Here is a 17,794-nt window from a genome sequence, read left to right as displayed (position 1 = left end):
TCGAAATAGTTGATTAAAAATCACAGGTAGCCGACATCTTATCGATTTTTATCGCCGCGTGCCCGGGTTAGCGTAAAGCCACTACTTTCTCTTTCGGCATTCGAGGTCGTGATGAACCAACCCTTTACTCCACCCGCCAGCCTGCCCGATGGCAACGGCATGTTCGGCAGCTTCGGCGGCCGTTTCGTCGCGGAAACGCTGATGCCGCTGATCAATGAGCTGCGGGACGAGTACGCCGCGGCCAAGAACGACCCGGAATTTCAACGAAAGCTTACCTATTTCCAAAACGACTACGTGGGCCGTCCTAGCCCGCTTTACTTCGCCGAGCGGCTGACCGAGCACTTTGGCGGTGCCCGCATCTACTTAAAGCGCGAAGAGCTCAACCACACCGGCGCGCACAAGATCAACAACTGCATCGGCCAGGTGCTGCTGGCCCAGCAGATGGGCAAAAAGCGCATCATCGCCGAGACCGGCGCGGGCATGCACGGCGTGGCCACCGCCACTGTGGCGGCGCGTTTTGGAATGTCGTGTGTGATCTACATGGGCACCACGGATATCGAACGCCAGCAGCCCAACGTGTTTCGCATGAAGCTATTGGGCGCGCAGGTGATCCCCGTTACCTCCGGCACCGGCACGCTGAAAGATGCCATGAACGAGGCGTTGCGCGACTGGGTGACCAATATCGATGACACCTTCTACATTATTGGCACCGTGGCAGGCCCCCACCCGTACCCGGCCATGGTGCGCGATTTCCAGGCGGTGATCGGTCATGAAACCCGCCGCCAGATGCAGGAGAAAGAAGGGCGCCTGCCGGACTCGCTGGTAGCCTGCATTGGCGGTGGCTCCAACGCCATGGGGCTTTTCCACCCGTTCCTTGGCGATGACAGCGTGCAGATGATTGGCGTGGAAGCCGGCGGCAAGGGCGTGAGTACGGGCAAGCACGCGGCGAGTCTCAACGGCGGCACGCCCGGCGTTTTGCATGGCAACCGCACGTTTTTGCTGCAAGACGAGGACGGCCAGATTATTGACGCCCACTCGATTTCCGCAGGGCTCGATTACCCCGGCATCGGCCCCGAGCACGCCTGGCTTCACGAGCAGGGCCGGGTCGAGTACGTCTCGGCCACCGACGAGGAAGCGCTCGAGGCCTTTCAGATTTGCTGCCAACAAGAAGGCATCATCCCGGCGCTTGAAACCGCCCACGCCCTGGCTGAAGTGGCCAAACGCGCGCCCACGCTTTCCCGCGAGCACCTGATGGTCGTCAACTTAAGTGGCCGGGGCGATAAAGACATGATGAGCGTCGCTCACTACCTGGGAGATAAATTCAAATGAGTCACGCTGCTAACCATAAGCCCACCTCGCGCCTGCAAAACTGCTTTGCCGCGCTGAAAGAAGAAAACCGCCCGGCGCTGGTCAGCTACCTGACCGCCGGCGACCCGGACGCCGACACCTCGCGGCGTTTGCTACACGGCCTGCCGGAAGCGGGGGTAGACATCATCGAGCTGGGCATGCCTTTCAGTGACCCCATGGCCGACGGCCCCGCCATCCAAAAAGCCGCCCTGCGCGCGTTGGAAGCCGGCCAGACCCAGGCCAAAACGCTGGAGATGGTGCGCCGCTTTCGTGAAGAGAACGCCACCACGCCGATCGTGCTAATGGGCTACTACAACCCCATCTTCTGCTACGGCGTCGAGCGCTTTTTGACCGACGCCGCGCGCGCCGGGGTGGATGGCCTGATCGTGGTGGATCTACCGCCGGAGCACGACGACGAGCTCTGCCAGCCCGCCGCCCGGCACGGCATCGATTTCATCCGCTTGGCTACGCCCACCACCGACGCCAAGCGCCTGCCCACGGTGCTGGCCAATGCCTCCGGCTTCATCTACTACGTCTCCGTGGCCGGTGTGACCGGCGCCGGTGCGGCCACGCCGGAAAATGTCGAGCGCGCGGTCGCCGACCTAAAACGCCATACCCGGCTACCCATCGGCGTGGGCTTCGGTATTCGCACCCCGGAACAGGCCGCGACCATCGGGCGCTTCAGCGACGCCGTGGTGGTAGGCTCCGCGCTGGTCGACCGTATCGAGCAGGCCAGTACCGCTGACGAGGCGGTGAGCGAGGTGCACGGCCTGGTGCGTGAACTGGCGACGAGCGTGCGCCGTTGCCGGGAGGAAGCGCGCGAGCCGCAAATCAGTTAATTCCTGAATTCAAACATTAAGTGCTGCATTAAAGCGGGTTGTGTCCTGCTTTAATGCAGCGAGTAGGCGGTTGTTTAGACGATAACGGTGTCGTTATGCCGTGCGGGTTAATAAAAAAAATGGTTTTAGTTGCTTGCTGAATATTTTCTTGTTGAAGTGAACGAAATATTTTGGTTTTGGGACGCTCTGCAATGAAAACGGTAGGCTATGCATACCTTCATGAGTACTTGAATCTGGCCGTATGCCCGCCTGAGTATCCTGCCAGGGTGCGCCCTGTTACACGCATTATGTTTTTGGAACAAGAGATAGCGGTGCCTGCCGTGCGCGCTCCTGATGCCTCGTTACTTAACCACATGCTTTTCGCCCTTAAGCACGAAGGTATCAATCTGGCCATTCTGGCCGGTGCCTTGCCCCACTTGTCAGTTAAGCCGCTTCAAGACGCGCTGCACGCCTCTCCCAACGGCATCTATTTAAGAAAGTTGGGCTATTTATACGAGGCGATGGTCAAACCACTGCCGTTCGAGATTGCTGTAAGCGGCCGTGCGGTGCCTCTGTTTGATCCTGACCACTACATTACCGGGCCCACGGTGCGCGATAGCCGCTGGCGAATCGATTTCAATGGACTGGGAACGCTCGATTATTGTGCCACCGTGCGGCGTACGCCCGAGATTGCTGGACTGCTTGAAGAAGACATTTTGGCTCAAGCATCCATCTTCATGGACTCATTGCCCCCGGGAATGTTGGACCGCGCGATTCAGTGGGCCTACCTGAGTGAAACGCAATCGTCGTTTGCCATTGAAAGAGAATCGCCCACGCCGGATAAGCAGCAGCGCTTTATGCAGCTTCTTCGCCAGGCTCATGAGCGTAAGCCGCTGACACAAACGTATCTTGTGGAGCTGCAAAACAGCACTATCAACAATGCTTTCGATAAAGCGGCTTCATTTCGACATGAGCAAAACTACCTGCACAACGGCTCATCCGGAGCACTAGGTGTTAGCTACCTGCCGCCACCGCCCACCCTTTGCCATACGTTAATGCAGGCGCTGATGGACTGGGCAAATCAATGCTCAGAGCATGACGCTGAAAAGGGTGTTTCCCCGCTGGTGATTGCGGCGATACTCTCCTTTGGCTTCGTCTTTTTGCACCCTTTTATGGACGGTAACGGACGTATTTCACGCTTTCTGATACACCACACGCTGTGCCGGATGGGCGGGCTCTATCATGACAATCTGTTGCCCATTTCAGTGGCCATGAAGCGCCATGAAAATGATTACCTGAGTGCACTGGAGAAATTTTCGAAACCAGCTCGCGAATACTGGCGAGTCAGGTGGATAGATGCTGATGAATACCACTTTAATTACCAGGGCCTGAATGCGCTTTACCGGTACTGGGATGCTACACCCGCGGTGGCGTTCACGCTAAAAATGGCAAAAGCTGCCTTGGAAGATGAGTTAAAAACGGAAACACGCTATTTGGCGTGTTTTGATCGCGTTTATGCAGCAATAAACGAAACCTATGATATTCGAGGTAGCGACTTGGCGCGCCTTGTGATGATGTGCCTGAGTAACGACGGGCGCCTTTCAAATAACCTCCGTAAACAGTTTCGCTATCAGGTACCCGATGATGCGCTAGAAGCGATCGAAGCCGAAGCGAAGCGCGTACTTGAAGAATACGCAGATAGTGAGAAGGCTGCTGATACACGAGAATAGATCATTTGTTGAGCTGACACGCTGATAAAAGCAATCATCAGCGTGTCAGTTTTTAGCGTTAAACAATGCCGCGAAGAGGAGGCGGTAAGCTAAACAGCGCCGCCGTTGGCACGCAGCGTTTGCCCGTTCACCCAGCCCCCGGCCGGGGAGGCCAAAAAGGCGACTACATTGGCGATATCCTCGGGCTCGGCGAGGCGCTCGAGCGGTGGCATTTTCGCCAATCGCTCGATCAGCTCGTCGGATTTGCCTTTCAGGAAAAGATCCGTGGCGGTAGGGCCGGGGGCCACCGCGTTCACGGTGATACTGCGCCCGCGAAGCTCCTTGGCTAGAATCGCACTTAGGGTTTCCACCGCCGCCTTGGTGGCGGCATACACCGCGTAGTTCTCGAGCTTAAGCCCCACCACGCTGGTCGATAAATTGACGATGCGACCACCATCTTCCAGGTGCTTCGCTGCCTCGCGCAGGGTGTTGATCGAGCCTTTCAGGTTGGTATCGATCTGTGCGTCGACGTCCCCTTCGTCCATCTCGGCCAGCGGGGCGAGCTTCATAATGCCGGCGTTATTGACCAGCACATCGAGTCGCCCCCACTGGGCAAGCGTTGCATCGAACAGCGCGCGTACCGCTTGGGCATCGGCAATATCCGCTTGAACGGCGTGGGCCTGGCCACCGCTGGCTTCGATCTCCTCGACCACCTGCGCCGCCGCCTTGGTGTTGCTCGTGAAGTTAACGACCACCGCGAAGCCATCACTGGCCAGCTTTTTGGCAATACTCGCGCCGATACCGCGCGAGCCACCGGTGACAAGGGCTACTTTTTGATCGTGCATTCTTTTTCCTTCGAAAGGAGGGGGGAAATTAGCATAGGTGAATAGACGCATTAATGATCAGCCCAGCGCCACTATTTCCAAGTGGGAAGCGGATCGATTAATCAGGTTAAGGCAATGCAACTGTTGAGTATGAATGAAGCGAGCTCATGGTGAGATTCACCATGAGCTCGCAAACGGCCCAACGCTACCGGGAGTGGTTTTCGATTGGAGCAGGGCGTCTATGAGTGTTCGCTCAATGCTTCGGCAGGCGTTTGTTGAGAGACATTTGGCCGGGCGAGGCTTGCCGCGATGAACACGACGGTATTGATGAGCAGTCCGCAGAACCCTGCATGCCAGCCAAAGGGAGCGCTGATAGCGAATTCGAGCAGCAAGGTGATAGCTGAACCTACGGCCAGACCTGCAAGTGCACCGACCTTGGACGCGCGGCGCCAGAAAAGAGCGCCCAGTAACATTGGCAGCAGTTGAACCACGATACCGTATGCGCCCAACAGAAGCCCCACCAGTGACCCAGGGTTCGCCAATGCGAGCAGGTAAGCCAGAAAGGAGAGCAGGACAACGCCATAACGGGTCAGCTTGAGCGCTTTTTGATCCGACATGCTGCGCAGTGAAGGGAGATGCTGTCCCACATCGCGAACCAGAATTGTCGCCGAGGTATGCGCAAGGTTGGCCGCCGTTGACATTGCCGCCGCCAGTGCACCGGAGAGCGCTAGCCCCACCAGCCAGGCCGGGAAATCCGCGATCTCGACCACGACGGTGAGCAGAACACGGTCGGCAGAATCCAGCGGGGTATCTATCAGCAATACGCCTGCAAAGCCGATGATGAGCAGCGGTACCAGCAGGTAGCTATAAAGTGGGTAAAGTACAAAAACGCGTTTCAGCGTTTGCTCGCTCTTGGCGCTGTAGAACTTCATGAAGATATGGGGCCACATGACACAACCCAGAGCGCTGACCAGAATGGCGGTCGAAAATGCTCCCCAGCCCATACCGTCGGCGCCAGGCATCGTCAGGTATTCCGGTGCTTCACGCTGCAGCTCGCGAAACATCTCGCCGACCCCGCCAAACAGCTGATCGGCCGTCGCTAGTCCCAAAAACCAGGCTACAGCGATCATCATGATGCCCTGCAGGAGGTTGGTCCAGCCAATGCCCTGTAAGCCGCTGGCATAGACATAGGCCGCCACCACGGCGCAGGCGAGGAGACTCCCCAGCCAGAAGGGGATCGTGCCCGAGGTCGCAGCCTCGAATAACAGACCAGCACCCGCGATCTGGATGGTCATGTAGGGGATGATGGCAAGCACGCTGATGACTCCAATGAAAAGCCCCAGGAAGTTGTTGCGGGTCGGGTAGCAGGCGGACAAGAATTCCGCTTGGGTTAGGTAGCCGTGAGAGCGTCCGAGCCGGGATATGTAGGGGGCGATGAGCCACCATACGACAACGGATAGGGTTAGGTAGGCAATGATGTATAAAGCGGGAGCACCCCGGCTGTAGGCCCACCCGGGAGCCCCCAGAAAGGCAAAGGCGGAAAATACCTCGGCTCCCAGAATGAAGAAGAGAACCAGCAAGCCCATGTGGCGGCCACCGGCGACGTAGCCTTCAAGTGACGAACTCTGATTGTGTCGAGCCCGAAGGCCGACGGCCAGAACGAGGGCCAGATAGACAACGGTAATGGAGGTGATGATCAGCGGTTCACTCATCGTGCGTCTCCTCTGCTTTGTCGCCCTGGTAAGCGATCGCTAGACCCACGAACAGTGCAAACACCCACGCCACATACCAGAATACGAAGAACGGAAGCCCCAGCACGAAGGGCTCGATCCGGTTGGCGATCAGTGCGCCTGGCCACACCATGGCCAAGGTGCAGATGGAGAAATAGATTAGCATCCAGCGGGCGGGTAACCGGGGGTGGTATTTCATGCGACATCCTCTTTTTAGCGTTGTAGTCTAAAAATGCGTTTAATCAGCCATTGACAGTGCGTTCAAGCCAATGGTGACCAGTAGCCGACAACCGGTGGGAATGATAGCGTCGTTGAAGTCATACCGTGCGTTGTGGAGCGGGTAATCGTTGCCTTCCTTGGAGGTGCCCAGAAAGAAGTAAGCACCGGGGCACTTTTCCAGCATGAAGGCGAAATCCTCTCCGCCCAAACTTGGCTCGGTGTCTCTGATGAGCGCGGGCTCGCCAAGCGTATCGACGACGCACTGCTCGACATGACGAGTTTCCTTGGCGGTGTTGATGGTGGCCGGAAAAATGCGGTGATACTCCAGCTCGATGTCGCAGCCGTAGGTCGTGGCCGTGCCTTCGCAGATTCGACGCACCGCGCTTTCGAGCCGCCCGCGTGTCACGTCATCGAGGCTGCGCGCGGTACCGCTGATACGTACCTCATCGGGAATAATGGCAAAACCGTCCAAATCCCCCCCCTGCAGACCGCAAAGACTCAGTGCTGCAGGGGCAAGCGGGTTGATTTCCCGCGACACGACCGAATGCAAGCTTTGGATTAGCGAGGCCGCCGTGCGTACAGGGTCAATCGACAAGTGCGGATTGACGCCGCCATGGCCGCCTTTACCTCGTACGACAATATCGAGACGATCAGTGGCAGCCATGATCGCGCCCGTGCGAACGGCGACCTGACCGGCCTCAAGCGTGGGCCAATTGTGAAGCGCGTAAATAGCCTGCATAGGAAAGCGCTCGAACAGGCCATCTTCGACCATCGCTCTACCACCCCCCAGACCTTCCTCGGCGGGCTGAAAGACGAGATACAGGGTGCCTGCAAAATCGCGATGTTGGGCCAGGTAACGTGCCGCCCCTAAAAGCATGGTGGTGTGGCCATCGTGTCCGCATGCATGCATGCGTCCCGGCGACTCGGAGATGTAATCGTGCTGGTTGAGCTCCTTGATAGGTAGCGCGTCCATATCGGCACGTAAACCGATACGGCGACCGTTGTCTAATTGATTGCCCGTCACTGTCGCGACAATGCCGGTCTTACCGATGCCTGTTTCAAAAGGCAAATCCAAACGCTTTAGCTCTTCAGCAATACGCTTAACCGTCTCGTGTTCCTGGAAGCCAAGCTCAGGATAGCGATGGAATTCCTGTCGCAGGTTGGTAAGGTCGAGGTGGTGATCTTCGAAAAACGCCGGGTCGATAAAATGTGTCATGGTTGATACGCATTGTTGTGGATGACACTTTTATCCTGGAGGGCTAACTAATATAGAGAAAATCGTTTTTTTAATGCTTTTCCATACTAATATTAGATGGCTAATCGTCACAAAGTAGAATGCCAACGAGGGCGAGATGGATTTCAAGCGCTTAAGTTATTTTCATCTGGTCGCAGAAGAAGGGACGATTACGGCGGCCGCCAAGCGCATCCCACTGGCGCAGCCCGCATTGACACGACAACTTCAATTGCTGGAAGAAGAAGTTGGCACCACGCTATTAAACCGCTCGCGTACGGGGGTCCGATTGACGATGGCCGGGCGGGCTTTCTATCGTGATACGCGAAGGCTGATGGGTGAGTTTGAGCAAGCCAAGCGCAGTGCACAACGAATCGCGGATGGCCAGTTGGGTCAGCTTCACCTCGGCGTTACCGTTATGCATCTTTGGGTACCGCAGATCACGGGGCTTTTGAACTCTTTTCGCGAGCGCTATCCCGAAGTTTTGCTCAAAGTTGATTCACTTCTATCTGCCCCTCAGATCGAGGCGATACGCCGTGAAGAACTGGACGCGGGAATTCTCTTCTTTCCGCCCGACGACCAGAGCCTTTGCAGTCACTGTCTCTACGAGGATCATCTGGTACTTGTGACCAGCGTAACCTCCAGATTGGCCAGGCATCCCCCTCAGCAATTGAGTGAGCTGAACAACGAAGAATTCATCTGGTTCGATCGCAGCGCGACGCCTACCTACCATGACAAGTTGATCCATGCTTTCCAGCGTGCCGACTTCACGCCGCATGTGGTTCAGGAAGGTACTGATAATGCCACAATGCTCTGTCTGGTCGCGGCAGGAATGGGCTGCACAATTCTGCCTGCCATGACCATGGCGGGGGCGCCTAAAGGTGTAGTCAGCCACCGTGTCAGCGATCTCGATCTTAGATTGCCCTTGATGCTGGTATGGCGCCGCGACTCTGGGCTCTCAGCCGTCCAGAAGTTCATCGAGATTGCTGAGGATCGCTCGCTGGGTAGAGATTGAAACGATGGTAGATGCAAAAGAGGTGAACACGGTGGCCGATGGTTTTATGACCACAAACGCGGTGGCCTCCCAAGCCCTTTGGCCACGCCAACGACCGGTAACACACTATGCTGAAAAGAATCATTAGCGGCGGCCAGACCGGGGCACTCGATAATCTCTATACGCGCGACAAGATCGGCGGCGGCTACCGTCAGCGTACCAAACGCGGTGTATAGAACGCCGACGGCACCGCCGTTTTCTACGTGTCCTAACCGAATGGCGGAACAAAGGCCACCGTGCTTTTCTTTATCCGGCAGGTGAAGCCTTATAAGTTGATCGATATTGGCATGGTGATCCCCAAAAACGCCGCCGTGCTGTTGAGCGATTTCCTGCGCGATTTCGATCTGCGCACCATGAATGTCGCCGGGCCTAGCGCCAGTCACTGTTCCGGTATCTACCATCATGTGAACCGCTTGATGTGCCTGCTGTTGGACCAGGTGGTATAAACGATGAGAGAGGGGTTGTCAGGGGAAGCGCGGAGCGCTTGATAAGGCATCGTTTCGGGGATTCTGTTCAACGTTTGAAATTCGATCCATTCCAAACTATTGAAAATAATAAACTGTCAGGCCGCTGTCGTGTTGGTGACGTTGTTGGAAGCGCTATCGGCTTCGATGATGGTTTCTGGAACAGCAGCAAGGATTACACAATGATCGTTAGAAAACTCAGGTTGCAGGTCCCAGGATCAGTTGTCTCAACTCAGTGGATTGAGCGTTAGAACCATCCAGCGAATAGAGAGTGGGCATAAACCGGGGCTTGAGTCTCTTAAATCCTTGGCTGCTGTATTTGAAATCAATGTCGCAGACCTCGAGAGAGAACCCGAAATGAACAGCGAAATCACACTAACCGACAATGAGAAATCCGTTATAGAAAAGGTAAGGGCCATCAAGGATTTTTATGCCCATCTTATTTCTTATGTGCTGATCATCTCCCTGCTGTTTGTCATTAATCTCGTCAGTGGAACGGGATATATGTGGGCATGGTGGCCCGCCATGGGGTGGGGCATAGGCATTATCAGCCATGGCTTGAGTGCTTTTGAAGTACTGAACTTCTTCGGGCCGGAGTGGGAGAAAAAACAGATCGAGAAGAGGCTGGGCAGAAAGCTGTAATGGACAGAAAACTGTAAGCTGCTGCTTCTCGACTGCATCGTTTCGCGAGTAGATACCGCTAGCTGATCGAATTAGCAAGCGGCAGCCACACGTGCTCGAACCCGATCGATAGCGCCACGGCGGCCAAAAGCCCGGCCATGACCCCGTTGAAGCCCTTCACGACGCCGGGGCTTTGGAGGCGCAGGCCGATCAACTGGCCCGCCAGCATATAGCTTGCCGGGGCGCCGGCGGCCAGCAGCGCGAGCGCTACCGCCCAGACGGCCAGGCTAGCGCCTTGAATACCCGCTGCGGGAAATTGCAGCGTGGTGATGGGCAAGGTGGCGACCAGGGCCTTGGGGTTGAGTAGCTGCATGAAAAGCCCGTCGCGAAAGCTCAAAAGGTGCGGGGTAGCGGCCTCGGTTTCAAGCTTTCCGCTGGCGCGGGCGATTTTGAAGGCAAGGTACAATATGTAGGCGCAGCCCAGGGCGCTAATCGCCACCAGCGCCTGGTCGTCGATCCATGCAGCCCCTGCCCAGCCCAGCACCAACAGGTAAACCAGCATGGCGCTGCCCACCCCAAGGCAAAAGCCGACCGAGCGCCTGGCCTGGCCGTTGACCCCCATATTCAAGCCGAGCAGATTCACGGGCCCGGGCGTGTACATGACGCCCAGCGCGTAGGCAATGATTCCTAGCATGGTAAAACCTCGTCCGGTGGTAGGTCGTTTGGCGAGTGATTAGCGGGCGATGTCGCGCTGGTACTGGTGGGGCGTCACGGCGTAAATGCGTTTGAAGCGACGGATGAAATGGCTGAGATCGGCAAAGCCAAAACGCAGGGCGACCTCGTTCAGCGAAGCGCCCTGGGCGAGCGCCGCGCGGGCGGCGTTGATGCGACAGTTGATGACGTACTGGTACGGCGTGATGCCGTAATGCGTTCGAAACAGGCGCAAAAAGTGGTACTTGGAAAGATGTGCCGCCTGGCTTATTTCATCGAGGGAAATATCCTGTTCCAGATGGGCGTGAATATACGCCTTCGCCCGCCCCAGTAGCGCCTTCGGTCGCGTGGTGAGCGTATCGGTAGACGGTGTGCCGCCCAACTGCACGCTTCGCTCCACGATCTGGTAAAGCGCGTTTTCCTGATCGATGGCGCTGCCTACGTTACGGGTCACCAGCCGCGCCAGCTCCATAATAGCGCCGCGCAAGCGGGCATCCTGAATGAGCGTATTGGGGGAGCGAAAGCCGGCGCTGGTGTGGCGCCCCAGCACCTCGGCAAACAGCGGATTCACCTGCGCGGGTTCGGCGTACAGCATCAGGTAACCCAGCGTGTGATCGCCGCCGGGCTGGCCGTCGTGTACTTCTTCCGGATTGAACACAATGACGTTGCCCGGCGGGCTTTTGTGAAACTGCCCGCCGCTAAAGAAATCCTGGCGCCCGGAAAGCGTCACACCGAAGGCGTACTCTTCATGAGCGTGGCGGTCGTAGCGAAAGTCGTCGAGCGCCGCGTGCAGCAACGTCAGGCCCGGCACGTGCTGGCTCTTGATGAACTGAAATCGGCTAGCGTTAGACATTGCGCGCTCCCTGGTGCGTTACCCTGTTAGCTTACGTCAGTGTCGCTAGCCTTCGCTTGTACATAATTGCTCAATCGGTGAGGCTTGAAGGAACGAGTACTGGCAGTGGTATGGCGTCAGGCCTGGCGCTGTGCCGTATCCATCAAGGCTAACTGATCGATAACAAGGAAAAGCATGTTTCCAGTCTCCATTAAAGGCGTCTTGCTACTACCCTCAAGCGAGGTCGTGCTGGCGCTCAATGATCGCAACGAGTGGGAATTGCCCGGTGGGCGTATCGAAGTCGGCGAGAGCTCCTCTGGGTGTATGGAGAGAGAGTTCAAAGAAGAGCTGGATGTCGAGGTAGCCGCTCAGGGCATTATCGATAGCTACCTGTTCGAGGTCATTCCCGGCAAGCACGTGTTCATCGTGACCTATGGCTGTCGTCTCGTGGGCGGCTTTGCGCCGAAAGTCAGTCATGAACATTCAAGAATCGAGACATTCCCAGTGGATGCGTTACCCGCCAACCTGCCGCCAGGCTATGCTCGTTCCATTGACGCATGGCGGTTGTTCAATCACTGATCGTTTTGATGCCAAAAACCAGGTGTTTGGCCCACGGGGCTTGCTTGTGCCCTGGATTCGCCATTGGCATTATCACGCCTTGGCCGTTGATCGACGGCGTTAACGTGGGGACGTTCATGGGTAAGCTTTTTTCACTGTTAGTGGTATTGGTGCTGGGTTATGCGGGCGTTTATTTCTACTACGGCCACGCCGTAGAGCGGGAGGTGCAGCAGGCGCTCGATGAGCGCGGGCTCTCCGGCGTGAATGTGGAAAGTGTCGAGTACGGGCTGTGGGCGCCGGTGAGTACCTCGACGGACGTAACGCTGAACGTGAGCTATCGTGGCTCGCAAGCGGCACTGGACCTGGGAATCGAAGGGCACCCGGTGTTTTCTGATGAGGTCAGTGTGACCCTCGATGGCCTTCAGGCGCTGCGGCTGGGGATAAGCTTTTAGACTTGGCTCGAAGGGGCGCGGGTTGTGTGGAGTATGGGAAGGCATAGCGAGAAGGTGAAATAAGTACTAAAATCAGGGCTTGAATTAGCCCTTTTTTTGGAGCAGCCAACCATGCAGCAGGTATTGGCCCCACTATCCGTCAGTATTTCTGAATTGAAAAAGAACCCTTCCTCGCTGCTGGCGCAAGCCGACGGCGCCGCTATTGCCGTGTTGAATCACAACAAGCCTGCCGCTTATTTGGTCCCGGCCGAGACCTTTGAGGCCATGATGGAAATGCTCGAAGATTACGAGCTTGCCAGGTTGGTAGAGCAGCGCCGAGGCGACAAGGATAAAGCGGTCACGGTAGAGTTGGATGACCTATAGACTTCGGTTTGTACCCGCTGCGTTAAAGGAGTGGGAAAAACTGGGAGCGCCAGTCAAAAACCAGTTCAAAAAGAAGCTGGCTGAACGACTTGAAAATCCTCGTGTACCAGCAGACAAGCTCAGCGGGTATGACGCGATTTACAAGATCAAGCTGCGCACTGCTGGTTATCGCCTCGTGTATGAAATCGTCGACGATGAGCTGTTTGTATATGTACTGGCCGTCGGCAAGCGCGACAAAGGTAAGGTATACACAACTCTCAAGCGCCGTACATAACGTACGTCTTTAACACTTCCCGCATTAATAAATTCCACGAGATTCTACCCTTATGCACTACCGCCCCATGACCCTCAACGATTACGCCGCCGCCGTGGCGCTTTGGCAGCAAACGCCGGGCGTGCGGCTACGCGAAGTGGATTCCCGCGAGGGCATTGCGCGCTACCTTGAGCGCAACCCGGGGCTGAGCGTGATCGCCGAGCGTGACGGTGTGCTGGTGGGCACCATCATGGGTGGCCACGACGGCCACCGCGGGTTTATCCAGCACCTGTGCGTCGCGCCCGGCGAGCGTGAGCAGGGCATTGGCCGGGCGCTGGTAAAGCGCTGCCTGGATGGGCTGAAAGAGGAGGGGATTCACAAGTCGCATTTGATGCTGCTGGTGGATAACGCCGCCGGCAAGCGCTTCTGGGAAAACCTGGGCTGGGAGTTTCGTAGCGATATCTCGCTCTACTCCTTCATCAACGGTGCCGGGCCCAACGCTTAAGCACTTTTCAAGCAACGCTTGGGCCCTGCACCTTTGATCACCGCTTTAACCGCGCATCAGGCTTAAAATGACCGGCAGGGTCATCAACGACACCAATAAAGACGCGATGATGGCAAGCGATATCGTGTCCTGGCGGTAGTCATACTTCTTCGCGAATACATAAACCCCCGCGCCGATCGGCTGCGCCGCCATGACCACTGCCGCCGCCAGCCAAAGCGCGCTCTCTTCCCCCATGCCAAAGAGATACACGCCCGCCAGCAACGTAATGGCGGGCTGTAGAAATATCTTGAGTACCAGCATGGGTGCGACGATGCCCATTGCTTCCCCGGTCACGTGCTCTTTCATATTGAGCCGGGATAAGCCAAGCCCCAGGGCAAACAGCGCCGTTGGGCCCGCCGCACTCCCCAGAAAACCGGCAAACGCGTCCAAAAAAGCGGGCACTTTGATACCGAACAGTACGAAGACGAGCCCGGCGAGTACCGATACGGTCAGCGGGTTGGTGAACGTCGTCTTAAAGGCTTTCCAGAGACTGGCCACCGCCGAGGTGTGTTCCGCGCGCTGGCGGCTGGCGAACAGGTCCCAACTGATGATAACGGCCATGATGGCGGGAATATTGTGCAGGATCGTCGCGATGGCGGCCGGCAGTGCGGCCTCCTGGCCGTACACGGAAATCAGGATGGGCACGCCCATATAGCCGGTCGTGCCATAGCAGGCCCCCATGCTAAGGATCGACGACTGCGGCAGCGACACGCCTTTGAACCTGGCCACCAGTCCCGCTATGACGTAAATGACCACAATCCCCACAAGGGAGGCGCCGATGAAGCCCCACTGTTTGAGTTCGTCGATCTCCGCGTTGGCAATGGCCAGAAACAGCAGGGCGGGAAGCGCGATGTATAAGACGTAATCATTGATGAGTTTATCCGAACTTCCGCTATCCGGTTTTACCTTCCCGAAGCCGTAGCCTAGAAGAATCACCATAAAAATGGGGACAACGATCATGAACATGGCATTTCTCACGGTTTGAATAATGTGGGGAGTGGCAAGGCCCCTCGACTTGAGCGATTTTCACGGCCCGTTCATTTTTTGTTAAATGAATTGTGTCGCTGTTAAAATCGCTTTTATCAATGTTGGGGAGGCAGGGCGGCCATGCAGTCAGAAGGGCAAGATGAAAACCCTCTTAACGGGCGCGGTATCACGCTCGAGCAACTGCGCGCCTTCGTGAGCGTGGCGCAGTACGGCGGGTTTGGCCGGGCGAGCGAGGCGCTGGCGCGTACTCAATCGACGCTGAGCGTGGGCCTCAAGCGCCTGGAAGAGGAGGTGGGCTGTCGCTTGATCGAGCGCCGCCAGGGCCAGGTGATGGGCCTTACCGAAGAAGGGCGGCGGCTACTGCCGGCGGCTCGGGATATTCTTCACCGCACGAGCCGAGCGGTTAATTCGTTAAAGGCCTCACGCCTGGAAGGCAAGATATCGCTGGGCGTGCCGGACGACTTCGCGGTGAGCAATCTTCACAAGGTGATTTCGCTTTGTTTGGAAGAAAACCCGGGGCTTCGGGTTGAAGTCACCGCGGCTTCCTCGGCGGTGCTTTCCGCGATGACCGAAAAGCAGCAGCTCGATATGGTGATTCTCAAGGGCATTGCGGGCCAGCCCGTGGTTTCGAAAACCGAGCAGGTCATTCAGGTCGAGCCGCTTTTCTGGGTAAGCGCCGGCGCCGTCCATTTCGATGAGATGGACGATATCGCGCTGGCCACGTTTATGGACGGGTGTGTGATCCGCAATAGCGCTGTTACGGCACTCAAGAGTGTCGGCCGCTCGCACTATTTTTCCTACGTGAGCGGGTCGTTCGATAACGTCAAAAAGGCGGTCATCAGCGGGCTGGGGGTGGGAATCCTTCCCCAAAGCGCGCTGACCGAGGAGCTTTGCGTACTATCCGAGGCGAACGGTGTACCGGATTTACCGTCCATCCAACTGGTGCTCAGCGTGTCGAACGCAAGCGAGCTGCACGAGCGGTTTGCCCGCTACGTGAGTCGTTCGCTGGTCGAGTGAGTGTGCGCTTTGTGCAATGAGCCATATTGGGCTCGGCGCACAAGAAAACGCCCCGCCGGTAAAGGCGGGGCGTTGGTTCAAAGCGATTTGTCAGACAGCTCTATAGCCCCTGCGCCCCGCGGCGCAGCCAGCCGTGCACGAACACGAGTTTCTTGAGCGTTTCCGGCGTGAGCATGAAGGGGTAGACATCTGCCAGGCCCATGGCGCGGTTGACGTGGTTCACGCCCGCAATCAAGGCCGTGGCGATGTGAATCAAGCGCTCGGCGTCCGGCTCGGCGTAGGCATCCCACTTGTGGTCGCGCGGCAGCTCCGGCGAATCCATGCCGGATGATACGAAGCTGTCGGTGATATCGGTCAGGTGTAAAAGGTGCGAAACGGTTTCCGCCCAATCTTCGTGGGGGTGCGCCGAGGCGTAGGTCGAAACGAAAGCCGTGCGCCACTCTTCCGGCGGCCCTTCGTTGTAGTGGTGCTTGAGCGCCTCGCCGTAGTCGGCGCGCTCATCGCCAAACATCTCGCGAAACTCGTTCATGAAGTCTTCGCGCAGGCTTAGCCGCCACCAAAGCATATGGGCGATTTCGTGACGCATGTGGCCAATCATGGTGCGGTAGGGCTCATCCAGCGCTTCGCGGCGCGTGGTCACCAGTACCGGGTCGGCCTCTGCGATGCTGATGGTCACCACGCCATCCACGTGGCCCATCATCACCGGCTTTTTGCCTTCGGCCAGCAGGTGGAACACCGGCGGCGCACCCGGGTCTTCCGTACGAAACCAGTTCCAACGGCCCAGGTTATCGATCACCCAGCGCTTGGCGGCTTCGGTTTGCGCCCAGTTGGGAATGGCGTTGGGGATGGTCGGGTCCGGGGCCACCGCGGTCATCGCGCAGGCGCGGCAGAGCTGGCCCTTTTGCGCCGCGATCCAGTTACAGCCAATCACCTCGCGGTTGGCGCAAAACGGCGGCATGGGAATGAATGCACGGGCTTGCGGGTCGTAGGCGACCGGCACGCCGTCGGCGGTGACCAGGTTATCGAACCAAAGCGAACCGGCACCGACCGGATTAGAGAAAACGCGCATGGGCGAAGCACTCTCAATAAAGGAGTCTTGAGTCTAGGCGGTGATGGGCGAGTGCGTCCAATGACTTCTTTGCTCAAACGCCTGCTGTAGAGATTGCTTCAATGGGCAGGGAGAGTGAAGGCCAAATCACCAGTTAGTCAAAAAGTGGTTTGGCTAGAGAAACTTCATAAAAATTAGTTATATAGGGAACTCATGATGACTGCCGTCGGGTAGCTCGATATCCACTCGGGCGCGGCCGCCCAGTGCTTCGACATAGCGCTTAAGAGAGCTAAGACGCATATCCTGGCCAACCTTTTCAAGCCCTGCAACGGTTGGCTGTCGGACACCCATTGCAGCGGCGATTTCAGTTTGCGTCTTTTCTGCCAGCAGACGAATTTCAGCCAGCCTGATTTCAAATAGCATATCGCTCGCCTTCGCCTCAGCAGCGGCAACGATCTCTGGTTTTTCTTTTGCCAGCAAGTCTTCAAGTTTGCGTGCCATGGGGACTACCTCACTTTAAAGTTTCCAGATGCGCCGCATACTCTTTGTCGGCAACTGGAATCATTTCATCGTAAAAGCGCTTGTCGTTTCCGCCTTTATCACCAGCACATAAAATGATGCCAGTACGCCTTGGGTCGAACGCAAAGAATGCTCTGATAGGGCGGCCACCGCTTTGTATACGCAGTTCTTTCATATTGGAAAACTGCGAGCCGTTCACCGTGTCAGCATGCGGTCGCGAGAGCATAGGACCCCGTTCGCGTAAAAGAAGAAGAGAGGCCAGGACATTCTCCCGGTCAGCTTCTTCAAGCGAGAAAACCACGCTTCAAAGGTGTCTGTCTGTTCTATTGACCACATGAGTACCTCGGGATTTAATAGGTTATATGCTATATAGGCAATAACCTATTGGCAAGTATTTAAGCAGTAAGCAAGCTCCTTACCCACCACCGTTTCAAACTCAGGCTTAAGTACGTTTCAAGCCGCCACCACTGTTGTATTCAGCGGATTGCCCAAC

At 56.8% G+C, this 17,794-nt stretch carries 21 protein-coding genes and 2 pseudogenes; 13 read left to right on the top strand and 10 right to left on the bottom strand.

Going from position 1 to position 17,794, the window contains the following annotated elements; translation table 11 throughout:
- Positions 1-111: 111 nt before the first annotated feature.
- The 3 genes from trpB (at position 112) to ACWFVE_RS11445 (ending at position 3,895) form a co-directional block, all read left to right on the top strand.
- The gene (gene trpB / locus ACWFVE_RS11455) at positions 112-1,329 is read left to right on the top strand and encodes a tryptophan synthase subunit beta (RefSeq protein WP_447529397.1); all 1,218 of its coding nucleotides are present in this window, start codon (positions 112-114) and stop codon (positions 1,327-1,329) included.
- Complete coding sequence (trpA, locus tag ACWFVE_RS11450; protein ID WP_447529396.1) at positions 1,326-2,186, top strand: tryptophan synthase subunit alpha; 861 nt, start codon at positions 1,326-1,328, stop codon at positions 2,184-2,186. The genes trpB and trpA overlap by 4 nt, the downstream gene beginning before the upstream one ends.
- 191 nt (positions 2,187-2,377) lie before the next feature.
- Complete coding sequence (locus ACWFVE_RS11445; protein WP_447529395.1) at positions 2,378-3,895, top strand: Fic family protein; 1,518 nt, start codon at positions 2,378-2,380, stop codon at positions 3,893-3,895.
- 89 nt (positions 3,896-3,984) lie between these two features.
- Here the strand turns inward: ACWFVE_RS11445 and ACWFVE_RS11440 are convergent, their stop codons facing one another.
- The 4 genes from ACWFVE_RS11440 to ACWFVE_RS11425 form a co-directional block, all read right to left on the bottom strand.
- Complete coding sequence (locus tag ACWFVE_RS11440) at positions 3,985-4,719, bottom strand: SDR family oxidoreductase (protein WP_447529394.1); 735 nt, start codon at positions 4,717-4,719, stop codon at positions 3,985-3,987.
- Positions 4,720-4,937: 218 nt separating this feature from the next.
- Positions 4,938-6,410 carry a sodium:solute symporter family protein gene (locus ACWFVE_RS11435; RefSeq protein WP_447529393.1) on the bottom strand — a complete coding sequence of 491 codons (1,473 nt, stop codon included), beginning with the start codon at positions 6,408-6,410 and terminating at the stop codon, positions 4,938-4,940.
- Positions 6,403-6,627, bottom strand: coding sequence for a DUF3311 domain-containing protein (locus ACWFVE_RS11430; protein WP_447529392.1), 225 nt, complete (start codon positions 6,625-6,627; stop codon positions 6,403-6,405). The genes ACWFVE_RS11435 and ACWFVE_RS11430 overlap by 8 nt, the downstream gene beginning before the upstream one ends.
- Positions 6,628-6,666: 39 nt before the next feature.
- Positions 6,667-7,863 carry a M20 aminoacylase family protein gene (locus ACWFVE_RS11425; protein ID WP_447529391.1) on the bottom strand — a complete coding sequence of 399 codons (1,197 nt, stop codon included), beginning with the start codon at positions 7,861-7,863 and terminating at the stop codon, positions 6,667-6,669.
- A gap of 136 nt (positions 7,864-7,999) precedes the next feature.
- Here ACWFVE_RS11425 and ACWFVE_RS11420 point away from each other — a divergent pair, with 136 nt between their 5' ends.
- The 4 genes and pseudogenes from ACWFVE_RS11420 to ACWFVE_RS11405 all read left to right on the top strand — a co-directional run bounded on the left by ACWFVE_RS11420 (position 8,000) and on the right by ACWFVE_RS11405 (position 10,038).
- Entirely contained in the window at positions 8,000-8,893 is an 894-nt protein-coding gene (locus ACWFVE_RS11420) for a LysR family transcriptional regulator (protein WP_447529390.1), read from the top strand.
- Positions 8,894-9,159: 266 nt separating this feature from the next.
- A pseudogene (locus ACWFVE_RS11415) lies at positions 9,160-9,378 on the top strand (YpsA SLOG family protein); the annotation flags it as partial.
- A gap of 240 nt (positions 9,379-9,618) precedes the next feature.
- Positions 9,619-9,678 (top strand): annotated as a pseudogene (locus tag ACWFVE_RS11410) (XRE family transcriptional regulator); the annotation flags it as partial.
- 75 nt (positions 9,679-9,753) lie between these two features.
- Complete coding sequence (locus ACWFVE_RS11405) at positions 9,754-10,038, top strand: 2TM domain-containing protein (RefSeq protein WP_447530531.1); 285 nt, start codon at positions 9,754-9,756, stop codon at positions 10,036-10,038.
- A 58-nt stretch (positions 10,039-10,096) separates the two neighbouring features.
- On the opposite strand, the gene ACWFVE_RS11400 is transcribed toward ACWFVE_RS11405, so the two are convergent.
- Together ACWFVE_RS11400 and ACWFVE_RS11395 are read right to left on the bottom strand one after the other, a co-directional pair.
- Positions 10,097-10,711 (bottom strand): LysE family translocator, encoded by a 615-nt coding sequence (locus ACWFVE_RS11400; protein WP_447529389.1) that lies wholly within the window; start codon positions 10,709-10,711, stop codon positions 10,097-10,099.
- A 39-nt stretch (positions 10,712-10,750) separates the two neighbouring features.
- Positions 10,751-11,581: an AraC family transcriptional regulator gene (locus ACWFVE_RS11395; protein WP_447529388.1), complete on the bottom strand. Its 831-nt coding sequence runs from the start codon at positions 11,579-11,581 to the stop codon at positions 10,751-10,753.
- A gap of 174 nt (positions 11,582-11,755) precedes the next feature.
- Here ACWFVE_RS11395 and ACWFVE_RS11390 point away from each other — a divergent pair, with 174 nt between their 5' ends.
- The 5 genes from ACWFVE_RS11390 (at position 11,756) to ACWFVE_RS11370 (ending at position 13,691) form a co-directional block, all read left to right on the top strand.
- Complete coding sequence (locus ACWFVE_RS11390; protein WP_447529387.1) at positions 11,756-12,139, top strand: NUDIX hydrolase; 384 nt, start codon at positions 11,756-11,758, stop codon at positions 12,137-12,139.
- A gap of 116 nt (positions 12,140-12,255) precedes the next feature.
- Positions 12,256-12,570, top strand: a complete 315-nt coding sequence (locus tag ACWFVE_RS11385) for a hypothetical protein (protein WP_447529386.1) — start codon at positions 12,256-12,258, stop codon at positions 12,568-12,570.
- A gap of 111 nt (positions 12,571-12,681) precedes the next feature.
- Positions 12,682-12,933 carry a type II toxin-antitoxin system Phd/YefM family antitoxin gene (locus ACWFVE_RS11380; protein WP_447529385.1) on the top strand — a complete coding sequence of 84 codons (252 nt, stop codon included), beginning with the start codon at positions 12,682-12,684 and terminating at the stop codon, positions 12,931-12,933.
- Positions 12,923-13,207 carry a type II toxin-antitoxin system RelE family toxin gene (locus tag ACWFVE_RS11375; RefSeq protein ID WP_447529384.1) on the top strand — a complete coding sequence of 95 codons (285 nt, stop codon included), beginning with the start codon at positions 12,923-12,925 and terminating at the stop codon, positions 13,205-13,207. Before ACWFVE_RS11380 ends, ACWFVE_RS11375 begins: the two co-directional genes overlap by 11 nt.
- A 52-nt stretch (positions 13,208-13,259) precedes the next feature.
- On the top strand, positions 13,260-13,691 hold the full coding sequence (locus ACWFVE_RS11370) for a GNAT family N-acetyltransferase (RefSeq protein ID WP_447529383.1): 432 nt from the start codon (positions 13,260-13,262) through the stop codon (positions 13,689-13,691).
- A 45-nt stretch (positions 13,692-13,736) separates the two neighbouring features.
- On the opposite strand, the gene ACWFVE_RS11365 is transcribed toward ACWFVE_RS11370, so the two are convergent.
- On the bottom strand, positions 13,737-14,696 hold the full coding sequence (locus tag ACWFVE_RS11365; protein ID WP_447529382.1) for an AEC family transporter: 960 nt from the start codon (positions 14,694-14,696) through the stop codon (positions 13,737-13,739).
- Positions 14,697-14,837: 141 nt separating this feature from the next.
- Here ACWFVE_RS11365 and ACWFVE_RS11360 point away from each other — a divergent pair, with 141 nt between their 5' ends.
- Positions 14,838-15,734 (top strand): LysR family transcriptional regulator, encoded by an 897-nt coding sequence (locus tag ACWFVE_RS11360; protein ID WP_447529381.1) that lies wholly within the window; start codon positions 14,838-14,840, stop codon positions 15,732-15,734.
- A gap of 100 nt (positions 15,735-15,834) precedes the next feature.
- On the opposite strand, the gene ACWFVE_RS11355 is transcribed toward ACWFVE_RS11360, so the two are convergent.
- The 3 genes from ACWFVE_RS11355 to ACWFVE_RS11345 all read right to left on the bottom strand — a co-directional run bounded on the left by ACWFVE_RS11355 (position 15,835) and on the right by ACWFVE_RS11345 (position 17,602).
- Positions 15,835-16,803 (bottom strand): zinc-binding metallopeptidase family protein, encoded by a 969-nt coding sequence (locus ACWFVE_RS11355; protein ID WP_447529380.1) that lies wholly within the window; start codon positions 16,801-16,803, stop codon positions 15,835-15,837.
- 177 nt (positions 16,804-16,980) lie between these two features.
- Positions 16,981-17,283, bottom strand: coding sequence for a helix-turn-helix domain-containing protein (locus tag ACWFVE_RS11350; protein WP_447529379.1), 303 nt, complete (start codon positions 17,281-17,283; stop codon positions 16,981-16,983).
- Positions 17,284-17,293: 10 nt separating this feature from the next.
- Positions 17,294-17,602, bottom strand: coding sequence for a type II toxin-antitoxin system RelE/ParE family toxin (locus ACWFVE_RS11345; RefSeq protein ID WP_447529378.1), 309 nt, complete (start codon positions 17,600-17,602; stop codon positions 17,294-17,296).
- Positions 17,603-17,794: the final 192 nt, after the last annotated feature.

The sequence above is a fragment of the Vreelandella mediterranea genome (assembly GCF_970647075.1).
The sequence above is the reverse complement of the archived record's forward strand: the minus strand, read 5'-3'. Positions and strand labels throughout refer to the sequence as shown.